This is a genomic window from Chitinophaga sp. 180180018-3 (assembly GCF_037893185.1).
In the GTDB taxonomy this organism is placed as follows: domain Bacteria; phylum Bacteroidota; class Bacteroidia; order Chitinophagales; family Chitinophagaceae; genus Chitinophaga.
The window spans coordinates 6,151,331-6,173,290 of sequence record NZ_CP140772.1; the positions used below are offsets into that span (position 1 = coordinate 6,151,331).

Annotated in this window: 20 protein-coding genes; 6 read left to right on the forward strand and 14 right to left on the reverse strand. The window is 47.6% G+C overall.

Translation table 11 applies throughout. The features are described 5' to 3' along the window. Nucleotides 1-27: 27 nt before the first annotated feature. From ilvB to UNH61_RS23955, 5 genes are all read right to left on the reverse strand, one after another. The gene (ilvB, locus tag UNH61_RS23935; protein ID WP_326994543.1) at nt 28-1,776 is read right to left on the reverse strand and encodes a biosynthetic-type acetolactate synthase large subunit; all 1,749 of its coding nucleotides are present in this window, start codon (nt 1,774-1,776) and stop codon (nt 28-30) included. Further along, nucleotides 1,742-3,421 (reverse strand): dihydroxy-acid dehydratase, encoded by a 1,680-nt coding sequence (gene ilvD / locus UNH61_RS23940; RefSeq protein WP_326994544.1) that lies wholly within the window; start codon nt 3,419-3,421, stop codon nt 1,742-1,744. Before ilvD ends, ilvB begins: the two co-directional genes overlap by 35 nt. A 328-nt stretch (nt 3,422-3,749) precedes the next feature. Next, entirely contained in the window at nt 3,750-4,652 is a 903-nt protein-coding gene (locus tag UNH61_RS23945) for a branched-chain amino acid transaminase (RefSeq protein WP_326994545.1), read from the reverse strand. A 531-nt stretch (nt 4,653-5,183) separates the two neighbouring features. Further along, complete coding sequence (locus UNH61_RS23950) at nt 5,184-6,281, reverse strand: phosphotransferase (RefSeq protein ID WP_326994546.1); 1,098 nt, start codon at nt 6,279-6,281, stop codon at nt 5,184-5,186. After that, nucleotides 6,272-7,171: a sugar phosphate nucleotidyltransferase gene (locus UNH61_RS23955; protein WP_326994547.1), complete on the reverse strand. Its 900-nt coding sequence runs from the start codon at nt 7,169-7,171 to the stop codon at nt 6,272-6,274. Before UNH61_RS23955 ends, UNH61_RS23950 begins: the two co-directional genes overlap by 10 nt. 131 nt (nt 7,172-7,302) lie before the next feature. Between UNH61_RS23955 and UNH61_RS23960 the strand changes: the two genes are divergently transcribed. The 3 genes from UNH61_RS23960 to UNH61_RS23970 all read left to right on the forward strand — a co-directional run bounded on the left by UNH61_RS23960 (nt 7,303) and on the right by UNH61_RS23970 (nt 10,343). Next, nucleotides 7,303-8,640, forward strand: coding sequence for an alpha-L-fucosidase (locus UNH61_RS23960; RefSeq protein ID WP_326994548.1), 1,338 nt, complete (start codon nt 7,303-7,305; stop codon nt 8,638-8,640). Between the two features lie 13 nt (nt 8,641-8,653). Continuing rightward, the gene (locus UNH61_RS23965) at nt 8,654-9,544 is read left to right on the forward strand and encodes a pyridoxal-phosphate dependent enzyme (protein WP_326994549.1); all 891 of its coding nucleotides are present in this window, start codon (nt 8,654-8,656) and stop codon (nt 9,542-9,544) included. Nucleotides 9,545-9,611: 67 nt separating this feature from the next. Next, entirely contained in the window at nt 9,612-10,343 is a 732-nt protein-coding gene (locus UNH61_RS23970; RefSeq protein ID WP_326994550.1) for a hypothetical protein, read from the forward strand. 12 nt (nt 10,344-10,355) lie between these two features. Here UNH61_RS23970 and lipB read toward each other — a convergent pair whose 3' ends face one another. After that, nucleotides 10,356-11,066: a lipoyl(octanoyl) transferase LipB gene (gene lipB, locus UNH61_RS23975; RefSeq protein ID WP_326994551.1), complete on the reverse strand. Its 711-nt coding sequence runs from the start codon at nt 11,064-11,066 to the stop codon at nt 10,356-10,358. A 109-nt stretch (nt 11,067-11,175) separates the two neighbouring features. Here lipB and UNH61_RS23980 point away from each other — a divergent pair, with 109 nt between their 5' ends. Further along, complete coding sequence (locus UNH61_RS23980; RefSeq protein WP_326994552.1) at nt 11,176-12,240, forward strand: RluA family pseudouridine synthase; 1,065 nt, start codon at nt 11,176-11,178, stop codon at nt 12,238-12,240. Nucleotides 12,241-12,309: 69 nt separating this feature from the next. After that, nucleotides 12,310-13,986 carry a gliding motility-associated C-terminal domain-containing protein gene (locus UNH61_RS23985; protein ID WP_326994553.1) on the forward strand — a complete coding sequence of 559 codons (1,677 nt, stop codon included), beginning with the start codon at nt 12,310-12,312 and terminating at the stop codon, nt 13,984-13,986. 13 nt (nt 13,987-13,999) lie between these two features. Here UNH61_RS23985 and UNH61_RS23990 read toward each other — a convergent pair whose 3' ends face one another. From UNH61_RS23990 to UNH61_RS24025, 8 genes are all read right to left on the reverse strand, one after another. Beyond that, on the reverse strand, nt 14,000-14,950 hold the full coding sequence (locus UNH61_RS23990) for a hypothetical protein (RefSeq protein WP_326994554.1): 951 nt from the start codon (nt 14,948-14,950) through the stop codon (nt 14,000-14,002). Nucleotides 14,951-15,090: 140 nt separating this feature from the next. Beyond that, on the reverse strand, nt 15,091-15,663 hold the full coding sequence (locus tag UNH61_RS23995; protein WP_326994555.1) for an anti-sigma factor: 573 nt from the start codon (nt 15,661-15,663) through the stop codon (nt 15,091-15,093). A gap of 2 nt (nt 15,664-15,665) precedes the next feature. Further along, nucleotides 15,666-16,001: a hypothetical protein gene (locus UNH61_RS24000; protein ID WP_326994556.1), complete on the reverse strand. Its 336-nt coding sequence runs from the start codon at nt 15,999-16,001 to the stop codon at nt 15,666-15,668. A gap of 12 nt (nt 16,002-16,013) precedes the next feature. Next, nucleotides 16,014-16,517, reverse strand: a complete 504-nt coding sequence (locus UNH61_RS24005) for a sigma-70 family RNA polymerase sigma factor (protein WP_326994557.1) — start codon at nt 16,515-16,517, stop codon at nt 16,014-16,016. Nucleotides 16,518-16,636: 119 nt separating this feature from the next. After that, nucleotides 16,637-17,215 carry a peptide deformylase gene (gene def, locus UNH61_RS24010; protein ID WP_326994558.1) on the reverse strand — a complete coding sequence of 193 codons (579 nt, stop codon included), beginning with the start codon at nt 17,213-17,215 and terminating at the stop codon, nt 16,637-16,639. A 95-nt stretch (nt 17,216-17,310) separates the two neighbouring features. Beyond that, on the reverse strand, nt 17,311-17,724 hold the full coding sequence (ruvX, locus tag UNH61_RS24015; protein WP_326994559.1) for a Holliday junction resolvase RuvX: 414 nt from the start codon (nt 17,722-17,724) through the stop codon (nt 17,311-17,313). A gap of 22 nt (nt 17,725-17,746) precedes the next feature. Beyond that, nucleotides 17,747-18,622, reverse strand: coding sequence for a UbiA-like polyprenyltransferase (locus UNH61_RS24020; protein WP_326994560.1), 876 nt, complete (start codon nt 18,620-18,622; stop codon nt 17,747-17,749). 92 nt (nt 18,623-18,714) lie between these two features. Next, nucleotides 18,715-19,242 carry an RNA methyltransferase gene (locus UNH61_RS24025; RefSeq protein ID WP_326994561.1) on the reverse strand — a complete coding sequence of 176 codons (528 nt, stop codon included), beginning with the start codon at nt 19,240-19,242 and terminating at the stop codon, nt 18,715-18,717. A 46-nt stretch (nt 19,243-19,288) separates the two neighbouring features. Between UNH61_RS24025 and mutS the strand changes: the two genes are divergently transcribed. After that, nucleotides 19,289-21,898 (forward strand): DNA mismatch repair protein MutS, encoded by a 2,610-nt coding sequence (mutS, locus tag UNH61_RS24030; protein ID WP_326994562.1) that lies wholly within the window; start codon nt 19,289-19,291, stop codon nt 21,896-21,898. Nucleotides 21,899-21,960 lie beyond the last annotated feature (62 nt).

Sequence of the window (21,960 nt, forward strand, 5' to 3'; positions counted from 1 at the left end):
AAATGATCAATGTGGTTCCTTCTTCTGCTACTCCAGTCTGCAATTGGAAACCGGAGTACCTGTAGGCACCATTGGGAATACGTTATCTTCCTTCTCCACTACAACTTCCAGCAGATAAGCTCCCTTGTGCGCCAGCATTTCGTCGATTGCTGCGGAGATATCTTCCCTGGCGGTTACTTTTTTGCCGGGGATGAAAAATCCTTTAGCGATCTGTACAAAGTCGGGGTTGACCATTTCGGTAGAAGAATAGCGTTTATCGAAAAACAGCTGTTGCCATTGACGTACCATTCCCAGGAAATTATTGTTGAGGATCACTATTTTCACGCCGATCTGCGACTGATAGATAGTGCCCAGTTCCTGTAAAGTCATCTGGAAGCAACCATCACCGATGATGGCTACCACTTCTTTTTCCGGAGTGCCTGTTTTAGCGCCCATAGCGGCTGGCAGTGAGAAACCCATTGTACCCATACCACCGGAAGTGATATTGGTATTCGGATTTTTGAAGCGATAATAGCGGGAAGCTACCATCTGGTGCTGGCCAACATCGGTTACGAGTACCGCTTCTCCTTTTGTTTTTTCGGAGATGCGACGTATCACTTCGGCCATCTTCAGTTCTCCGCTCTCCGGATACAGTTCTTTATGTTGTACTTTATCGTATTCTTTTTTGTCAGCGGCGTGGAATTCTTCTCTCCATGTGCTGTGATCCGCCGCATTTACCTGCGGGATCAATGCTTCCAGTGCAGCTTTTGCGTCGGCATGGATGGCAACATCAGCTTTGATGATTTTATTGATTTCCGCTGCATCAATTTCGATGTGAATAACTTTTGCATTGGAAATAAAAGATCCTACGTCGCCGGTTACACGGTCATCGAAGCGCATACCTACGGCTATTACCACATCGGCGTCACTGGAGAGCACATTGGGTGCATAGTTACCATGCATTCCCAGGAGACCTATGTACATTGGGTGATCCACGGGAACAGCAGAAAGGCCGAGGAGTGTAGAGCCGATAGGAATCTGTGCTTTTTCGGCCAGTGCAATCAGTTCTTTTTCAGCGCCGGCCAACAATACGCCGTGCCCACAGAAGATGAATGGTTTTTTGGCGTTGTTGATCAGTGCAGCCGCTGCGGCTACTGCGTCGTTATTCAATTCCGGTACAGGGCGATAGCTGCGTATGAATTCACATTTCTTGTATTCATATTCAAATGTACCTGCCTGGGCATTCTTGGTAATATCTACCAATACTGGTCCGGGGCGGCCGCTGCGTGCGATATAAAAAGCTTTGGCGATAGCGCCGGGGATATCTTCCTGGCGGGTTACCTGTATATTCCATTTGGTGATGGGCATGGTGATACCGATCACGTCTGTTTCCTGGAAGGCGTCGGTACCGAGGAGGCCTGCAGCCACCTGACCGGTGATGCAAACCATGGGCGTGCTGTCCATGTAAGCATCTGCCAGACCTGTTACGAGGTTGGTAGCTCCGGGTCCGGAAGTAGCAAAAGCTACGCCTACCCTGCCGGAGCTGCGTGCATATCCCTGGGCAGCGTGAGTAGCGCCTTGTTCATGCCGGACGAGAATATGATGTACCTGATCCTGAAAATCATAGAGGGCATCGTAAATAGGCATGATGGCCCCACCCGGATAACCGAAGATGGTGTCTACTCCTTCTTCAATGAGGGAGCGGATCACGGCTTCAGAGCCTGTAATAACCGGTTTAACATTTAATTGCTTGTCTGCGATCTCAGGCTTCATCAGTAACACATCCTTCTGCTGCATTTTTAACAAGTTTTGCGTACTTAAATAAGATTCCATTGGTAACGTTCAATGCGGGCTGTTTCCACTGTGCTCTGCGTGCTGCCAGTTCTTCTTCACTCAGTTCCACATTGATGAAATTTTTTGTTGCGTCTATTTCTATGATATCGTCGTCTTTTACGAGGGCAATATTTCCGCCTTCAAAGGCTTCGGGCGTGATATGTCCGACCACAAAGCCGTGGGTACCACCGGAGAAGCGGCCGTCAGTGATCAGTGCCACGCTTTTACCAAGACCCACACCCATGATAGCGCTGGTTGGTTTCAGCATTTCCGGCATACCGGGTGCACCTTTCGGGCCTACGTGACGGATCACCACCACGTCGCCCTGTTTCACTTTACCGGAAGTGATACCGGCGATCAGTTCTGTTTCGCCATCGAATACACGTGCAGGGCCTTTGAATCGTTCGCCTTCCTTACCAGTGATCTTGGCAACGGAGCCTTCTGTAGCGAGGTTACCGTAGAGGATCTGTATATGCGCGGTAGATTTCAGCGGTTTTTCCAGCGGCACGATGATATCCTGTGTGGAGAAATCGAGTTCCGGTACATTCTCCAGGTTTTCGGCCAGTGTTTTACCGGTAACGGTTAAGCAATGACCGTGGAGGAATCCTTTTTTCAGGAGATATTTCATCACCAGCGGAACGCCACCGATGTTGTGCAGATCTTCCATGAGATATTTGCCGCTCGGCTTCAGATCGGCTATCAGCGGTACTTTGTCGCTGACACGCTGGAAATCATCCTGTTTCAGGTCGATGCCCACTGATTTAGCGATGGCTATGAAATGCAGTACAGCATTGGTACTGCCACCCAGCGCCATGATGATGGTCAATGCGTTTTCGAACGCATCTTTCGTCATGATATCGCGGGGTTTAATATCTTTTTCGAGCAGGAGGCGGATATACTGACCAGCGGTAATACATTCCTCTTTTTTCTCCTTACTCAGTGCGGGGTTGGATGAGCTGTAGGGCAGGCTCATACCGAGTGCTTCGATGGCAGACGACATGGTATTGGCCGTATACATACCGCCGCAGGCGCCAGCGCCGGGGCAGGAGTTTTGCACGATGCCTTTGAAGTCGCCTTCATCCAGCTTACCGGCCATTTTCTGACCCAAAGCTTCGAAAGCAGAGATGATATTGAGATCCTGGCCTTTGTATTTGCCCGGAGCGATAGTACCACCATACACCATGATGGAGGGGCGGTTGAGGCGGCCCATTGCCATCAGGGAGCCGGGCATGTTCTTATCGCAGCCAGGAACGGTAATCAGCGCATCATAGTATTGCGCGCCGGCCACAGTTTCAATGGAATCAGCAATCAGATCACGGCTAACGAGAGAGTAGCGCATGCCGGGCGTACCATTGCTCATACCATCGCTGACGCCGATAGTGTGAAAAATGAGTCCGACGAGATCATTAGCCCAGACGCCTTTTTTGACTTCCTGTGCCAGATCATTCAGATGCATGTTGCAGGTATTACCATCGTAACCCATGCTGACGATGCCGACCTGTGCTTTTTTCAGATCTTCCTCTGTTAAACCAATGCCGTACAACTGGGCCTGAGCGGCCGGTTGAGTAGGGTCTTGTGTGATCGTCTTGCTATATTTATTTAATTCCATCGCTATAAGTTATTACCTGGATAATTGGTGATTATAGTAACCCCATTTTAAAATTCATGCACAAATTACCCGGCGGTGCCATCATATTCAAACCAACAATTTCTGATTTACCGGTATTCAAAATCGCCTATTGAGCTTTAAAACCCTTTACAGGCGAGGACTTTCACTTTTTCGATTTACGACCTTCAAGGGCCGGAAACGGTGATAAAAAGCAAAAGCAAAAAGCGATTGAATGGTAGGTGCACCTTTTACAGGGGATATGATTCCCTGGTAGCTGCAAAAGGCGTTTCTCCGATGGCTTTTTGCTTTATGCCTTAGTTACAGTTCATTATGCCAGCTGCGCTTCGCGCTGGAAAGTTTTTTCGAGCACCCTGGCTTTGTAGGCCTGTTGCAGTACTTTACCGAGTGACTGTGCCCATGGTTTGCTGAAAGACTGACCATCGAGGGATTCCATGCCGATTACTTCAGCAGCGGTACCGCAGAAGAAGGCTGATTCAGCTTCTTTCAGTTCAGCGATGGTGAATAATTTTTCTTCCAGTGGGATGTTGAGTTCCTGGCAGAGTTCAATAACAGTGGCTCGGGTGATGCCTGGGAGGATGTTTCCGGGAGGGGGAGTGAAGATTTTGCCGTCTTTTTCAAAGAAGATATTAGCACCTGGGCCTTCCGCAACATAACCATTTATATCCAGGAGAAGTGCTTCATCGTAGCCTTTTTCTTTTGCTTCCTGTGAGGCCAGTATTGAGTTTACATAAAGACCGGCCGATTTGGATTCTATCTTAAAGGCTTTGGGATTTGGTCGCTCGTAGGAGGAAGTCATTACCCGCAGCAGCTTTTCGCCTAAGTACGCTCCCCATTCCCATGCGCATATCAGGATGTGAGCTTCCTGAGCGGCTTTCAGCGTCATGTTAGGCGGACAGAAAACCAGCGGTCTGATATACGCCTCTTCCATATTGTTCATTTCGAGTACTTTGTAACAGGCGGCGATCAGTTCGTCGTTGTTGAATTTGTACGGGATGTGAATCAATTCGCAGGAGCGCTTCAGACGGTCGAAGTGTTCTTTTGCTTTAAAGATTTTTACTTCTCCATTGGCTGTTTTGTATGCACGGATGCCTTCAAATACTGCATAACCGTAGTGGAGAGATTGGCCATACAGGTCGGTAGTCGCTGTATTTGCTTTGGTGTACTCACCGTTTACGTAGATAATGGTGTTGTCGTTGTAATAGCTATACATAAAATTAGAAATTATACCAGGAATATACAGTCCAAAAAAAAGCCTTCCTCTTTGCGGAGGAAGGCGTTATATCTTTGTGATTATATGCACGTTCACCTATCCTCCATACTGGTGGCTAATAATGACAACGACGATAATCACGACCTTCGTGATAGCCCAGTTGAGCTGAGGTACGATGTGATTAAGTTTTATATTGTCTTTATTTACCCACATGGAGGTGCGTTGTTTTTTCTTGTGTTTCTACAAAAGTATTTGTCAAAAAAATAAAAAACAATATCCTTTCAAATTTTTCGTAAAAAATCAATCACATTACTACTTTTTGAAAATATTCAAAAAAAGAAGTCAATAGATGCTGAATATCTAAACAAACCTGTAATTGACTGGTAATTCATATGGCCATTGTGTGGTCATCTCTCTATAGTTATTAAAAATAATTATAATAAAAAACATAAAAAAACCCGGTGCAGAGAGCACCGGGTTTAAATGATTTCATTTCATTTGTTGTTCACGTTCTAAAAAAATGATTTCATTTTACTGTTCACTTGTTACGCTAACGTGGAGGCATTTGTCGATAATTCCCTGCAGAATGGTTTCTTTTTCCATCAATCGTTGCAACAGGATCAACTGATTCTTTGCACGTTCGTAATTGTGTGTCGGATACTTGATTGGGTAATACACATCCCCGTTCAGATAATCGGTCAGGAATCGTATTCCCTGCATGTAGATCATGAACTTTCCGGCGAAGAACAGCTGTTCCTTTTCCACTGTTGTCAGCATACTTCCTACCTCTGTGAGATAGCCCTGCATAAGGGCTTCGAAGTATTCATCGCGGATAACGATCAGGCTGAAATCTCTTTCTTCTTCAGATACGGGGCAAACATAAGTGCGCACCATATCGCCGAGGTCTGAGATAATTTTTCCGGGCATCAGGGTATCGAGGTCGCACACACAAATACCTTCATAAGTATCCTTGTTCAGCAATACGTTATTGATTTTGGTATCGTGGTGCATGAGATGGTCCCTGAATGCAGGATTTGTTTTCAGTTGCTCATACGTCACTGCGATGTCTGAATAGCGGAGGAACTCACTGATCAACTCTTCTGCTTCGGCTTTCCTTTCTTCTCTTGCGGTACGGATGGCCTCCTGGAAGGCGCTGTAGCGCAGGGTAAGGTTGTGAAAGTTGGGAATGGAAGCTTTAAACGGCTTCAGGTCAATACCCGAAAGGTAACTGGCGAGGCGGCCAAATTGCCTGGCTGCTTCATACGCCTGCTTTGGGTTGTCGGCCTGATCTACCGTTACGGAGTCCGCAATAAAAGGGATCATTCTCCAGTATTCATTGTCAATTACAAAGAGCTCTTCCCCGTTAACCGTGGGGATCGGCGTAATAAACAGATAGCCGGGATGATGAACTGCCAGGTAATCGGCTGCCATTCTTTGATTGGCGGCAATTATTCCTGGTTCCTTAAATACGTTTACATTGATTTTCTGTAAAACGTACCTGCTGCCGTCCTGCTTTTTCTCCAACAGAAAAGTGTTGTTGATGTGTCCTGATCCAAATCTTCGGACATTTAATCCTTCAGGCTCAAGTCCGAAAGCCTGAAGGATCTTTGTGTTGGGCTTTATTTCCATAAATTGTCTGGATATTCTCCATTCTTAACCAGCGCCGACAGACTGGCCTGCACTCCGGGTGCATCTTCTTTGTAAGTAACGCCGAACCATTGAGCGCTGGTAGGCAGTACTTTCACCTGACCTTTATCCCGGCGGATGAATTCGTCCGCAACGATAGGAATAAAGAATTCAGATTTAGGATTGCTGATGTTTTTATCCAGGAACTCATTGAACAGGCCCTGGCTCAGTTCAAACACGCTGGGATGGAAACCCCAGAAGTTCATAGACACTGGTGTATCTGCGGCCAGCGGGTGTTTGCTGCCATCAGCATCTTCATAAACGATCTGACCATCTTCTTTATAGATCTTGGTTCTTTCGTTAATAGCAGTCAGATTACCTGCATCTACAGCGCAAACGCCGCGGGAAACAGAACCATGTTCGCTGATGGTTTTGCCCAACTCGTAGCCTACAACGCTGTATACATCGGATTTACAGTCATTTTTGAGGAAGCCGGCCATTTTAACGAATGAATCGGTGCCATAGAAATCGTCTGCATTAATCACTGCAAATGGTTCATTAATGGCATTCTTAGCGCAAAGGATCGCATGCGCTGTTCCCCAGGGTTTGGTTCTGTCGGCCGGAATTGCATGTCCGCCTACAAACGCATCCATCTCCTGATATACATAATCCACCTCTACACGTCCTTTCAGCTTGGCATCAAAGATTTCTCTGAATTCTGCTGAAAAGCTCTCGCGAATGATGAACACAATTTTTCCAAAACCGGCGCTGATAGCGTCATAAATAGAGTAATCGATGATAGTTTCACCGCTGGGGCCAAATTGCTGGATTTGCTTCAAACTGCCGTAACGACTGGCCATACCGGCCGCCAAGATCAATAAAGTCGGTTGCATTGTCTTATACTGGTTTTATATTTTTCAAGTGTTTATCCGAAAATATCGGCGCTAAATTTAACCTAATAAAACTATTTTCACACTTTCTTTTTGTGAATAACACATATTTTAAAGATTAATTAAACGGAACAATGAAGAGATTATTAGTGCTGGGAGCTTTTGTCGCACAGGTTTTTACATCAGTGGCACAGCAGAAAACGAATCCTGCAGACATTAAAGAAAAAATGCAATGGTTTGCCGATGCTAAGCTGGGCATCTTCATCCATTGGGGCATTTATTCAGTAAAGGGAGTTGATGAGTCCTGGTCTTTCCACAACAAAAAAATCTCTTACCCCGATTACATGCAGCAGCTGAAAGGCTTTACTGCAAGCAATTACGACCCGCAGGCATGGGCCGATCTGATCAAAGCATCCGGCGCCCGCTATGCGGTGATGACTACCAAACACCACGATGGTGTGGCTTTGTGGGACAGCAAATACAGTAAGCTGGATGTTGCTAACAGTACTCCGGCTAAAAGGGATGTACTCACCCCACTGTATGCTGCACTGCGGCGCGATAGTATCAAATGTGGTGCCTATTTTTCGCTGATCGACTGGAGCTATCCTGATTATCCGCAGTTTCTGAAAGATAGTAACCGCTACGAGATCAAGGCCCAGCCTGAGAGATGGAAGAAGTTCCTAAAATTTTATGAAGGGCAGATGGAAGAGGTGATGACCAAATTCAACCCTGACCTCTGGTGGTTTGACGGCGACTGGGAACACTCCGCCGAGGAATGGGAAGCTCTTAAAATGCGGAATATGCTCACCACCCATAACCCCAACACCATTATCAACGGGCGTTTGCAGGGATATGGCGACTATGACACCCCGGAACAGAATTTCCCGGTTACCCGTCCTCATTACCACTGGTGGGAACTTTGCATGACCATCAACAACAACTGGGGCTGGCAGCCACAGGATACCAACTGGAAAACACCCTTCGAAATCATCAGCATCTTTGCCGATGCCGTTAGCAACGGCGGCAATCTGCTGCTCGACATAGGTCCCAGGGCAGATGGTACCATCCCTGAGGAAGAAGTACATGTATTGAAAGAACTGGGCGGCTGGAACCAACGTAACGGCGAAGCCATCTTCAATACCATCGGTGGTATACCGCAAGGGCATTTCTATGGTCCTACCACGCTTTCCAAAGACTCCGGCACGCTCTTCCTGTTCCTGCCGGCCAAAACCAGCGGCCAGGTAATGATCAAGGGCCTGTCGAACAGGATCCTGAGCATCACTGCACTTGGCAGCAACAGCCCGCTTAATCATAAAATCGTGGGTAAGATTTCCTGGAGCCCGGTGCCAGGACTGGTATTCATAGACGTACCGGAAAATGTGCTGGACAAATACATCACCGTTCTGAAACTGAAGCTCGACGGCCCTGTTAAGCTCTACAGAGGGAAAGGCGGGTTCCTGACAAATGAATAGGTAACTTTGCCGGATGTTCAGTTACGATCATATCACATTGGAATCAATACATACAACATGGCTGCCGGAAGATATCCAGGCAGCCATGTTGCGTTTAGACAAGCTTCACACCGTGGTATCGGGCAATAAATGGTTCAAACTGCAATATAACCTATTGGCCGCCGGGAGCGCCGGCAGGCAGGGCATACTTACCTTCGGAGGCGCTTACTCCAACCACATCGCGGCCACCGCAGCCGCCTGTGCCTCCCAGGGGCTCCGTTCCATTGGCATGATCCGTGGCGAAGCACCGGTCAGTGCCAATCATACACTGGCAGCAGCTGCCGGCTGCGGCATGGAACTTATCCACATTTCCCGCGAGGCCTACCGGCAGCCCGACCGGGAAATATACTGGCAGCAACAGTATCCCGATTTTTTAGTTGTACCGGAGGGAGGCCATAACAGCGCCGGCGCCAGGGGTTGCGAAGATATACTGTCTGTTCACCCTACCCATTATTTTACCCATATCCTTTGCGCAGTGGGCACCGGCACCACGCTGGCCGGACTTATCAACAGCGCGGGGGTACAGCAGCATATCATGGGCATACCGGTACTCAAGGGCGCCCAATACCTGGAACCGGCCGTGAAAGCCCTGCTGCACGACAAGCCGTTGCCATCGTGGGAACTTTTATATGATCACCACCTGGGAGGGTACGCTAAAATCCCCCCCATACTTATAGATTTTATCAATAATTTTTATGAAGAAACCGGGATACCTACCGACGTCGTCTATACGGGCAAACTCATGATGGCATTCCGGGAATTGAGCCGACAAGGGCGTTTCCCGGCAGGCAGCCGGGTGCTGCTGATACATACCGGCGGACTTCAGGGCAATCTTTCCCTGCCCCCCGGCGTTTTAAGCTTTTAAAAACTGTTCTTTATATTTGAACGGTAGTGTATTTTTGCCAACTTTAAGCGTTCACGGAATAATCAGTATGAAGCAAGCACTTCGAATAACCTTTGTTATCGGAATAATTATATTAAGCACTGTTGCGGGAAAAGCACAAGAACAGGAATATACGCCTCCGGTATTACCGGACTTTTCAGCCGTTATCAAAACCGGTAAAATAGAACTGAACTGGATATCCGGGTTTACCCAGGTAAAGGAGATCGGTGTTCAGCGCTCACTCGACAGCGTGCTGAACTTCAATACCATTGGCTATGCCAGTACGGCGTCACAAACGAGAAATGGCTATCTTGATAACAAGCCGTTGCCCGGTTCCAACTATTACCGTCTTTTTATTCTGTTGAATAACGGCAGGTTCTTTTACAGTAAAACAGTGCTGGCTGTTACCGACAGCACCTTCCGCGCCGATCATAAACTGGAGTTTGCCGACATTCGCGACGCAGCCAAAGGCCTGAGAGGAAAAGAGCAGGAAAACAAGGAGCCGGAAAGAGTTTCCTGGCATCCGTCTAATTACATCTATACTACTGCAGATGGTAACATCAATATCAAACTACCGGATGCAGTACAGAAGCATTATTCCGTCAAGTTCTATGAGCCCAACGGCACTTTCCTTTTCGATATAGAAAAAATAGGCCAGCCTTCGCTGATCCTTGAAAAAGCGATCTTCCTGCATGCAGGCTGGTTCAATTTTGAGCTCTTCGAAGACGGGAAACTGAAAGAGAAATGGAGCCTGTTCATTCCGCTGAACTACCGGATGTAACCTGTTGTAAGGTTATTGTTCACTGGTGTTGAAAAGGTCGTTGAAGTGTTTCAGCAGCTTTGCTTTCACTTCTTCCGTATCTACCCGACGGCCCAATTCACTCTCCAGAGAGGTTACTTTTTTATTGATAATTCCACAGGGAACGATGCCATCAAAATAATTCATCGGAGTATTTACATTCACCGCAAAGCCGTGCATAGTCACCCAGCGGCTGCAGCGTATACCCATTGCACATATTTTACGGGCCTTTTGCTTATCATGCGGATCCAGCCATACACCGGTTTCGCCTTTGGACCTGTCGCCCGTTATACCATATTCTGCCAGTGTGCGGATCACCATTTCTTCCAGAAACCGGAGATATTTACCCAGATCAGTAAAAAAATTCTCCAGATCCAGAATAGGATAACCTACCACCTGTCCGGGGCCATGAAAAGTGATATCCCCTCCGCGGTTGGTTGGTACAAATCCGATTCCCTGTTCCTGTAGCTCTTCCTGCGATATCAGCAGGTTTTCTATATGCCCGCTTTTGCCTAATGTATATACCGGCGGGTGTTCACAAAAAAGCAGGTAGTTGGTAGTAGGGGGACTGGATGGATCTGCAGCAGCACGCCGCTGCTTCAGTTGTACATTATCCCTTAACAACTGCTCCTGGTAATCCCAGGCAGCCTGGAAATCTATTAATCCGAGGTCTTTTACTACGATCTGTTGTTTCACATTTTCCATATTAGCCAGCAAAGTTAGGGTTTTTCACAGTATCCGTTTGCCGGAGGAAGTAATGGGCCGACTGTGTCTTTGCCTAAATCTTCGCTACCTTTGCAAAAAAATAAACTGAATGTCTGAAGAATTGCTGGAACTGGAAGATGAGCTGGAAAATGGCGATGCCAGTGAGGAGCTTTATGAAAAGATCAATATGGTGGTAGATAAGGGCCAGGAGCCGTTGCGTATTGATAAATTTCTCACTAATCGTATAGAAGGCGCCACCCGCAATAAAATACAGCAGGCCCTTGATGGCGAGCTGGTATTGGTAAACGACAAGCCCGTTAAATCCAACTACAAAATCCGGCCGTTGGACCGGATTGTTGTGTTCTCCAATAAAAGCCCGGAAAGTACGGAGATTATACCGCAGGAACTGCCGCTCAATATTGTGTATGAAGACGATGACGTGATGGTGATAGACAAACCCGCCGGGCTGGTAGTACACCCTGGCTGCGGTAATCGCGATGGTACCCTCGTAAACGGATTATCGTGGTACCTGGGCGATAAGACCCAGGCAACCGAGCCGGAGCTGCCGCGTTTTGGTCTGGCACACCGTATCGACAAGAACACCAGTGGTTTGCTGGTGATCGCCAAGTCCGATAAGGCCATGAACGACCTGGCCAAACAATTCTCCAACCACACGGTGCATCGCCGGTATATAGCGCTGGTATGGGGTGATTTTGAAGAAGATGAAGGCACAGTGGTGGCTCACGTAGGCCGTCATCAGCGCCTGCGTAAGATCATGGATGCTTACCCCGACGGCGAATATGGCAAGGAAGCAATTACGCATTACCGGGTGCTGGAGAAGTTTAACTATGTATCCCTGATAGAATGCAGGCTGGAAACCGGCCGTACGCACCAGATACGTGTGCACATGCAGCATATCGGACATTCCCTCTTCAACGATGAAACCTACGGTGGCAGCCGGATTGTAAAAGGCACCATTTATACCAAATACAAACAATTCATCGATAACTGCTTCGAGATCATGCCCCGTCATGCGCTCCACGCGCAGCAGCTGGGTTTCGTACACCCGCGTACCCGGGAACAACTCTACTTTGAAAGCGCCCTGCCGAATGACTTTGTGACCGTACTGGAAAAGTGGCGGAGATATGTGGCAGCGAGACCGAATGTAGAATAATTCACAATTTTATTACAAATATTTTATATGTTTTGATTTATCTTAGCAGGAACTACCCTTGTCAATTGAATGAGATACCAGCACTCTGGCTATTTTCGCATCTTATATCTATTACCGGTTCTGCTGGTAGGCTGTCTTATTTCCCTACAGGCGCAGGCGCAGCAAACTCCCTTCTCTGTATCTTCCACCTGTGCAAATGACACATCGTGGTTCCGGATCAATAATGCAGCCGGCATTGATTCGGTGAAATGGTATTTTGGAGATCCGCCATCGGGGAATAAAGATTCCTCGCAGAGCCTTCCTGCATTTCACATTTATAATGCTACCGGTACTTACCAGGATACGCTGATAGCATGGCGGGGAGGTAAGCCGGATACAACGGTGCAGTCGCTCACCATTGTATCCCCGGTGACATTCCGCCTGGGGCCACAGGATACTACGCTGTGCCAGGGCGCCACTATGATATTGACTGCACCTGCTATTCCCGGCGCCACTTATCTGTGGCAGAATGGCAAAGGCGCAACGGGCAACAGCATCACCGTAGATACCTCCGGAACCTATAAAGTGACGATCAACGGATGTCCGCATCCGGATTCAGTGAATGTGTTTTACACTCCTATCCCGAAGATCAACCTGGGTAAGGATCTGGTGTTGTGTACCGGGGAAAGTATTATGCTGGACGCTACCGCACAAAACTGCACCTACCGCTGGAATACCGGAAATACGGCCCCCACACAGGAAGTGACTACTTCCGGTACTTACCGGGTAGATGTGTATCCTAAGGGATGCCCCACTATGTCGGCCCAGGTAACCATTACTTTTACCGGGCCTCCCTACCCCTTTTCGTTAGGACCGGATACCCTGCTTTGCCCCGGAGAATCCATTCGTATAGCGCCTGATGTTCCGCAAGCCACCAAATGGGAATGGAGCACAGGCGCCACAACCCCTGCCGTTACTATTAACTACACCACCCATCTGTGGGCGCTGGTAGAGATCAATCATATCTGCAGTGTGCTGGATACTATTTTTATCAACTACAACCATCTGAAAAAGCTGCACCTGGGAAATGATACTACTATCTGCAAAGGCAGCTTCCTGGTGCTCAGCGCAGATTTCGGCAATGGAAAATATCTCTGGCAGGATGGATCGGACCAGGCTACTTATTATGTGACGAAGCCGGGACGCTATTCTGTACATGCGCAGATCGGGCGTTGCGAATCGTCCGATAGTATTGCTGTCAGCTTTGAAGATACATTGCGGGTGAATCTTGGACCAGATACCCTGTTATGCAAAAATGAGGTATACCTGCTGAAACCCACTGGCGCTGCAGGCGGGGTTTATAAGTGGCAGGACAGTACCAGTACGCCGATGTATACGGTAACGCAGCCGGGGATTTACGCTATTGTAGCGTATAACAGTTGTGGTAAAACGGTGGATTCCGTAAAAGTTGGTTATCATGATTGTGCCTGCCAGCTTTATTTCCCGACGGCCTTCTCGCCGAACGGCGACGGGCGTAACGATTATTTCAGGCCCATCTACCGGTGTCCCATATACGATTATACCCTGAGCATATACAACCGCTGGGGAGAGCGTATTTTCTATACTACGGATCCACAGGTAGGATGGACGGGGAATGTTAATGGCACACTGGCAGCTGTAGCCACCTATGTGTGGATTGTGGATTATAAAGAAGTGAATACAAAATTGCCGGTGCATAAAACCGGAACCATTACACTGGTGAATTAGACATCAGCAGCCATCACTGTGCTCCGGTGAAGTTCAGGAACTTCGCAACAAAAACAGCTGTTTCTCTTTTCCTGAACGGAATATTCCAGGTACCGTTGTACGTCACCAGGGCCGGTATCAGCAATCCATTGAAGCGTGTCATCTGCACATTCATCTTCACATTAAAATCAAACAGCATCGTTTTATAAGACAGTGCATACTTACGACCCACTATCTCGAAATTGTCTTTGTTAAACCAGGTAACCAGTTCATCTATCACCACATCTGCCCTGTCGATACGATTCAGGTTAGGCTTGGCCCGGGCGGTGAACACGTAGCAGGGGGTGCCGTCTACATAATTTTCCGCAGAGATAGAAAAATCGTAGAATCTCATCACTTCATAATTGAAGATGGCTACTTTCTGACCAACGATAGGTACGCCGCGGATGGGTTTACCGGGATTAAACACCAGTTGCTTCAGCTGGGCCTTGTGCCTGGCAAGGCTTCCGCCGCCCTGCTCCGGTGGTTCCCCATTGCCATCGAGGCAAACAACACCTTTGGTAAAAAAGAGATGAGCATATAATTCGGCCGTATAGTAGTTGTAGTTTCCTTTGCGGGTGTAGAAATCGCCTGTTACTTTTTCGTTGGCAACCTGCATGGTCAGGCATTTGCCTTTTACTTCCTGATGGGTCTGATTGAAGAGAGAAGCGCGTACATCGCCATTCTTTCCGAGTACACGGATGTCGTTAATGGCATCAAAACCAACCACATGAAGATTTTTGAAAGCGCGGTAAAAAGTGGTGTCCTCTTCCACTCTTTTTATGAAACTATTAACGTCGAAGCCTACACGCTTTGCCTGTACAATTACTTCATCCAGGTTAACCGTCATTCCCCTGTAGTGGGCAGTATCCTGAGCAGCAAGCTGAAAATAGGGAAGCAGGCAGCAAACTACGGCTCCGGCTATACTTTTCCAAACATATGACATGGGTGCAATTTAAGGAAAAAGCGGTAAGCTATCAGCCAAAAGCAAAAAGCCGGCGCTGCTAAAGAAGAACAGCGAACCGATCGTTGCAACATATTTTTTGTGGAGCAGGATAACTAACAGCATGGAGGATTTGGCTGTAATTACCGGTTGATTTTGGCGGACATACACACCTGGTTCATAGAAGGTTCAGCGCTTCCTCCCTGTTTTTCCAGGGTGATGGCAAAACCCTGTGCAGAAGCTACCGCCTTCATTTGCTGCAGTTGTTGTGCATTGGCAGCACCGGTATTGAATATGCCGGCATTCACCAGTTTTTTGTTCACGATTGCCCACAGCTGAAACTGTTTTCCGGCAGGAGGTTCCGGCATTACTTTCGCCTGAAGGTAAACTTCCCGGGTACTTTCGTTCCATCCTATGGCTAATTCGCTACCCTGATAAGCGCCATAGCCCTGAATGGAAGTCCATTTAAATGCAGGATCGCTGAGCGGATCCACACCTTTGGGAGGAGTGGAAGTGGCAGCAGGTGGTGGTATCTTTTCCGTTGCCTGCTTTTCTTTGGCAGCACGCAGCGTTTCGTATTGACTTTTATAATTTGTGGATTGCTGAAAGAGAAAGAAATTCAGTACGATACTTCCTATCAATAGTAGCAGCATCATTGCAGTGAGGTACTTCCAGAATTTTTCCTGAGATTTTACCGGCGCCATCATCAGGGGCATTGCTACCGGCGCGGTCGTTTCAGAATTTTTTTTTTACCATTCAGTGCATGAATGCGGGCACTTTGAGGTGCGCGCAGTTCTTCCGGCAACAGGTTTTTCCCATCCTCAGTGTTTTCCTGGTGGATAATATCCATTAACCTGTTCTTGATATTCAGGGGAGGAGCTACAGCATATAATTGAATAAAGTGTTCTTTATCCTGTTGCAGCGAATTCAGCGCAGCTTTGATATCAGGATATTGTGATATGGCGATTTCCACTTCATTCCTTTCAGCATCCGGCAACATGCCGAACACATAGCTTTCTAGGATACCGGATGATATGTATCGTTGTACATCCACTGATTCTAATAGTTACAGCTGTTTTAATAGTGTTCTCAATTGAATAATGGCATTACGCATACGGGTTTTCACTGTTCCCAGCGGTATTTCCAGCGCTTTGGCAATTTCTTCCTGTGTATGCCCTTTGAAGTAAGCCATATCAATGATTATGCGCTGGTCTTTTTGAAGGCGCTCAATTACTTTGCTGAGGCCAAGATGATCTACTGACAAGTGAACTGCGAGTTGCGGTTCATACATTAATGCCACACTGTTAACGTCCTGTAAGCGTTGGTCGAGCTTATGGTTCTTGGAACGGAGACTATCTATCGCTGTGTTTCTTGTGATATTCAGCATCCAGGTAAATAAACGGCCTTTTGAAGCATCATATCTGTCGATATTCCGCCAGATCTTTACAAATACTTCCTGCAGTACATCACCTGCTGCTGTTTCTTCGCCTATGACTTTAAGGGCCACTCCATACAATGCGGGCGAGTAGTGATCATACAAATATGTGAATATCTTTTCATCCCTGGCCATAAGGCCCTGAATTAATTCAACTTCAGTGTATGTTAAGGTTGCGCCCAAGTTTGAGGATATGGATGTTATACTTTATGATACCAAAATAACAGGTTTTATTTACATTACAAAATTATTTCCTATTTAGGGAACATCATCTTGTAATCCACCCTGATTTTACCTTTGGTGATATCTTCCAGCTTGCTTTTCAGCATCCGGCGTTTGAGGGGCTTCAGGTGATCAATGAATAAAACACCATCAATATGGTCATATTCATGGAGTATCACCCTTGCAGTTACACCTATAAAAGTTTTTACATGTGGTGTAAAATTTTTATCCACATAGCTCAGCGTAACGGTTTCTGCACGGTCAACATCTTCACGAACTTTAGGGATGCTCAGGCAACCTTCATTGTAGGCCCACTCTTCTCCGCCGGTTTCCACAACATGCGCGTTGATAAACACTTCCTTTACGCCGTCATCTCCCGGATATTCATCTTTCTCGTCTTCTTCCAGGTTCTGGATGATCTGTTGACTGTCGACCACAAAAAGACGAATGGATTTATTTACCTGCGGAGCAGCAATACCAACACCGTTGGAAGCATACATTGTTTCCCACATATTGGCGATCAGTTCCTTCAGGTTGGGATAATCAGCAGTGATATCTTCGGCTACTTTTCTCAATACCGGATGCCCGTAAGCTACTATTGGCAAAATCATGTTCTAATACTTGTTTGATCCGCAAAGATAGGCAATTTCAGGGTTTTTCCACTGCGTAGACTGCCCTTCCCGGCCTACTTTATACCCTTTTTTATTTATATTTTATTTTGCAGATATTCCTGTAAGATGATGGTAGCGCTAATTTCATCTACCAGCGCTTTATTCTGACGGTCTTTCTTTTTGAGGCCGCTATCGATCATTGACCGGAATGCCATTTTAGAAGTAAACCGTTCATCTACCTTTACCACGGGTATAGTAGGGAAGTTCTTCCCGAGTATCCGGATACATTCTGTTACAAGAGCGGTAGCATCGGTAGCATTTCCATCAAGATTCCTGGGTTCTCCTATGAGGATTTTTTCCACTGGTTCGGTGGCGAAATATTTCTTCAGAAAAGGGACAAGATCATGTGTGGCAACAGTAGTAAGACCACTGGCAATCAGCTGCAGCGGGTCTGTCACAGCCAGGCCGGTCCTTTTTTTTCCATAATCTATTGCCATTATTCGGGCCATATCATTAATATCAGAGGTTCATTCAGAGGGATGAGAAAATAAGCATATCTGCAATCACAAAAACAGCAAATACCACGCTTGCAATACCGTTGGTAGTCATAAACATAATATCTATCCTGCTCAGATTGTCGGTTTTTACCAGCAGGTGCTGAGAGATCAGCATACCGGTAAAAACAGCCGCACCAATCCAGTATACCCAGTGGAAATGCCCCAGCAGCCCAATCGTTACCACCAGTGCAGCAGCCACTACATGTAAAAATTCAGAGAACCGCAGCGCACCGGACAATCCCAGCCAGGCGGGGATGGAATTCAGTTGCTGCGATTTGTCGAACTCTTCATCCTGCAGGGAATAGATGATATCGAAACCAGATACCCAGCAAAGCACCAGCACAGACAGGAGTAATGGCAGCAGTGCAAACTGGCCGGTTACCGCCAGATAAGCGCCGATCGGCGCCAGCGATAAGCCAATGCCAAGCACCATGTGGCACAGGGCAGTAAAGCGTTTCGTATAGCTATACCCCAGCACCACCACCAATGCTACCGGCGACAGGTAAAAGCAGATACGGTTGATAAACCAGGTGGCAGCAAAGAAAAGTGTCACGTTGATAATAATAAATACCATGGCATTGCGGCGGGAAATGATCCCTGCGGGGATCTCCCTTTTCGCGGTGCGGGGATTCAATTTATCGATATCCACATCCAGCCAGCGGTTGAAAGCCATGGCAGCACTACGTGCAAACACCATACACAATACCACGAGTCCAAACGTACTCCAGCTGAAACTACCACCACCGATGGTGGTAGCCATAAAAAAGCCCGTGAGTGCAAACGGCATGGCAAAAATGGTATGACTGAACTTTACCAGTGAAAGATACCGCCCAACTGTAGATGTAGACATAGCTATTAGCTTTTAACTGCTGACTGCCAGCATTGAATTATATGCAAAAATACCGCAAAGCGTTGAAAATAGAAAGAAATCATGAACAGCAGCTAACGCAGCTTGTTAAAAATCTCCCAGACCACTATGCCGGTGCTAACGGAGATATTCAGGGAGTGTTTCATTCCGAGTTGTGGAATTTCGATACAGCCATCCACTATTTTCATTACGCCGGCATCCACGCCGCTTACCTCATTCCCGAAAACCAGGGCGAGGGGCTGGCCGGCCGGGGGAATAAATTTATTCAGCATCTGGCTGTTCACCGCCTGTTCTACAGCCATCACCAGGTAACCAGCGGCTTTCAGCTCCTGTACTGCGCTCAGCGTGGTTTCTGCATACTTCCACTCTACCGTTTCGGTGGCGCCCAGGGCAGTTTTGTTGATATCGCGGTGAGGGGGCACCGGGGTGTAGCCACAGAGCATAATCCCCTGCAGCAGAAAGGCGTCGGCAGTACGGAATACAGATCCCACGTTGTGCATGCTGCGTACATTGTCCAGCACCAGTACCAGCGGCGTTTTATCGGCCGCTTTGAACTCTTCCGCGGTTTTGCGGCCCAGTTCATCCATGCTTAATTTTCTCATCACCCGCAAAGATAATAGGATGGGATGAGTTTTATATATTTGCGCCATGGCAAAAAGTAAATCAGAAGAAACCCCGCTTATGCAACAGCATAAAGCCATCAAGGAAAAATACCCTGATGCCGTACTGTTGTTCCGTGTAGGCGATTTTTATGAAACATTTAATGAGGATGCTGTCATTGCAGCCCGGGTACTGGGCATTGTGTTAACCAAAAGGGCCAACGGAGCCGCTTCCTATGTAGATCTGGCCGGTTTTCCTCACCACGCACTGGATACTTACCTCCACAAACTGGTAAAGGCGGGGCACCGGGTAGCCGTATGCGACCAGCTGGAAGATCCGAAAATGGTAAAAGGAATCGTAAAACGCGGCGTTACTGAGATGGTGACTCCCGGAGTAGCGATCAATGATAAACTGCTGGAGAATTCCAGCAACAATTTTCTTGCAGCCGTTCATTTCGGTGGCGATGTTACCGGGGTATCTTTTCTGGACATCTCTACAGGTGAATTCTTTATAGCCGAAGGCAGTACAGAATATGTGGATAAACTCCTGCAGAGTTTCCGCCCGGCTGAAGTATTGTTCGCCAAACAGCAGCAGAAAAACTTCAAGGCTACTTTTGGAACGAGGTTCTATACCTATAACATGGATGAGTGGATTTTTACCACCACCTATGCGGAAGAAACACTGCTCAGGCATTTCCAGACCCATTCCCTGAAGGGTTTCGGCATAGAAGGCCTGCCCGCAGCCATTATAGCGGCCGGTGCTACTCTTCATTACCTGAAGGATACGGAACATCCGCACCTGCAGCATATCACGCGTATGCAGCGGATCAACCAGGAAGATTTCCTCTGGATGGACCGGTTCACCGTGCGTAACCTGGAGCTGTTGAACAGCAGTGTGGAAAACGGGCATACGCTCCTGAAGGTGCTGGACAATACGGTGACACCGATGGGCGCCCGCCTGTTGAAACGCTGGCTGGTATTCCCTCTGCGGGATATGAAGGCCATCAACGAGCGACTGGATACCGTAGAGCATTTCATCAGAGAAACGGATCCTGCCAAAACGCTGACTCATCACCTGAAGCAAACGGGCGACCTCGAGCGCCTCGTGTCAAAGATACCTCTGCGGAAAATCAATCCCCGGGAAGTGATGCAGCTGGCCCGTTCCCTGCAACAGGTGCAGGCAGTGCAGGAACTGCTGACCGGCAGCAGCAACAGCTACCTGTCACGGCTAAACGAAAAACTCGATCCCTGCCAGCCACTGCTGGAGCGTATTCTGAACGAAGTAACAGACAATCCTCCGGTACAGGTGAACAAAGGCGGCGTTATCAAAGAAGGGGTGAATGCTGAGCTGGACGACCTGCGCAATATTGCCACCAAAGGCAAGGACTATCTGCTGCAGATTCAACAAAAGGAATCGGAAGCAACCGGTATACCTTCTCTGAAGATCGCCTTCAACAACGTTTTCGGCTATTACCTGGAAGTAACCAATACGCATAAAAATAAAGTACCGGAAGCCTGGATCAGGAAACAAACGCTCGCCAATGCCGAGCGTTATATCACTCCGGAGCTGAAGGAATACGAAGAAAAAATTGTTGGAGCAGAAGATAAAATACAGGCACTGGAAACCAGGCTATTTGAAGAACTGGTACAGGCCATGCAGGGCTATATACGCCCGGTGCAGGAAGATGCGCAGGTATTTGCGCGGCTCGACTGCCTGCTTTGTTTTGCGCACAATGCCGTACAATACAAATACCGCCGCCCGCATATCAACGAGGGCTTTGAGCTGGTCATCAAAGAAGGCCGGCATCCGGTTATAGAACGCGGATTGCCGCCCGGAGAAAGCTATGTGGCCAATGATCTTCAGCTGGATAAAGATCAACAACAGATCATCATACTTACCGGACCCAATATGAGCGGTAAATCGGCGTTGCTGCGTCAGACAGCGCTCATTACCCTGATGGCGCACATGGGCAGCTTTGTACCAGCCAGCAGTGCGGAAATAGGGCTGACAGACAAAATCTTCACCCGGGTAGGTGCATCGGATAACCTGAGCGGCGGCGAATCCACATTCATGGTAGAGATGAATGAAACTGCCAGCATCATCAATAACGTCACTTCCCGCAGCCTGGTAATACTGGATGAAATAGGCAGGGGTACCAGTACTTACGATGGTATTTCCATTGCGTGGAGTATTGTGGAATATCTCCATGATATGACCGAGCATCGGCCGAAAACCTTATTTGCCACGCACTATCACGAGCTGAATGAACTGGAGAACAAGCATAGCCGCGTGAAGAACTTCCATATCACCAATATGGAATCGGGCAATAAGATCATATTCCTGCGCAAACTGGCGTCGGGTGGCAGCCGCCATAGTTTTGGTATACACGTAGCGCGCATGGCGGGTATGCCACCGGAGCTGATCAACCGGGCCAATGATGTACTCGCGCATCTCGAGGAAAAGCATATTGAGGCGCCGTTACAGAAGAATGTAAAGCAGATCAGTACGCCGTCGCAGCAGTTACAATTGAATATTTTTGATGCGCATAGTGATACCTTCCGCCAGATCCGGGAAAAGCTGGAACATGTGGATATTAACAGGCTGACACCAGTAGAAGCGTTGCTGAAGCTGAGCGAGATAAAGAATATGATTGGATAATACTATTTGCTTTTAGCGAGGCTATATAAAACGAACCGGCCGTTACTGGTAGTAACGGCCGG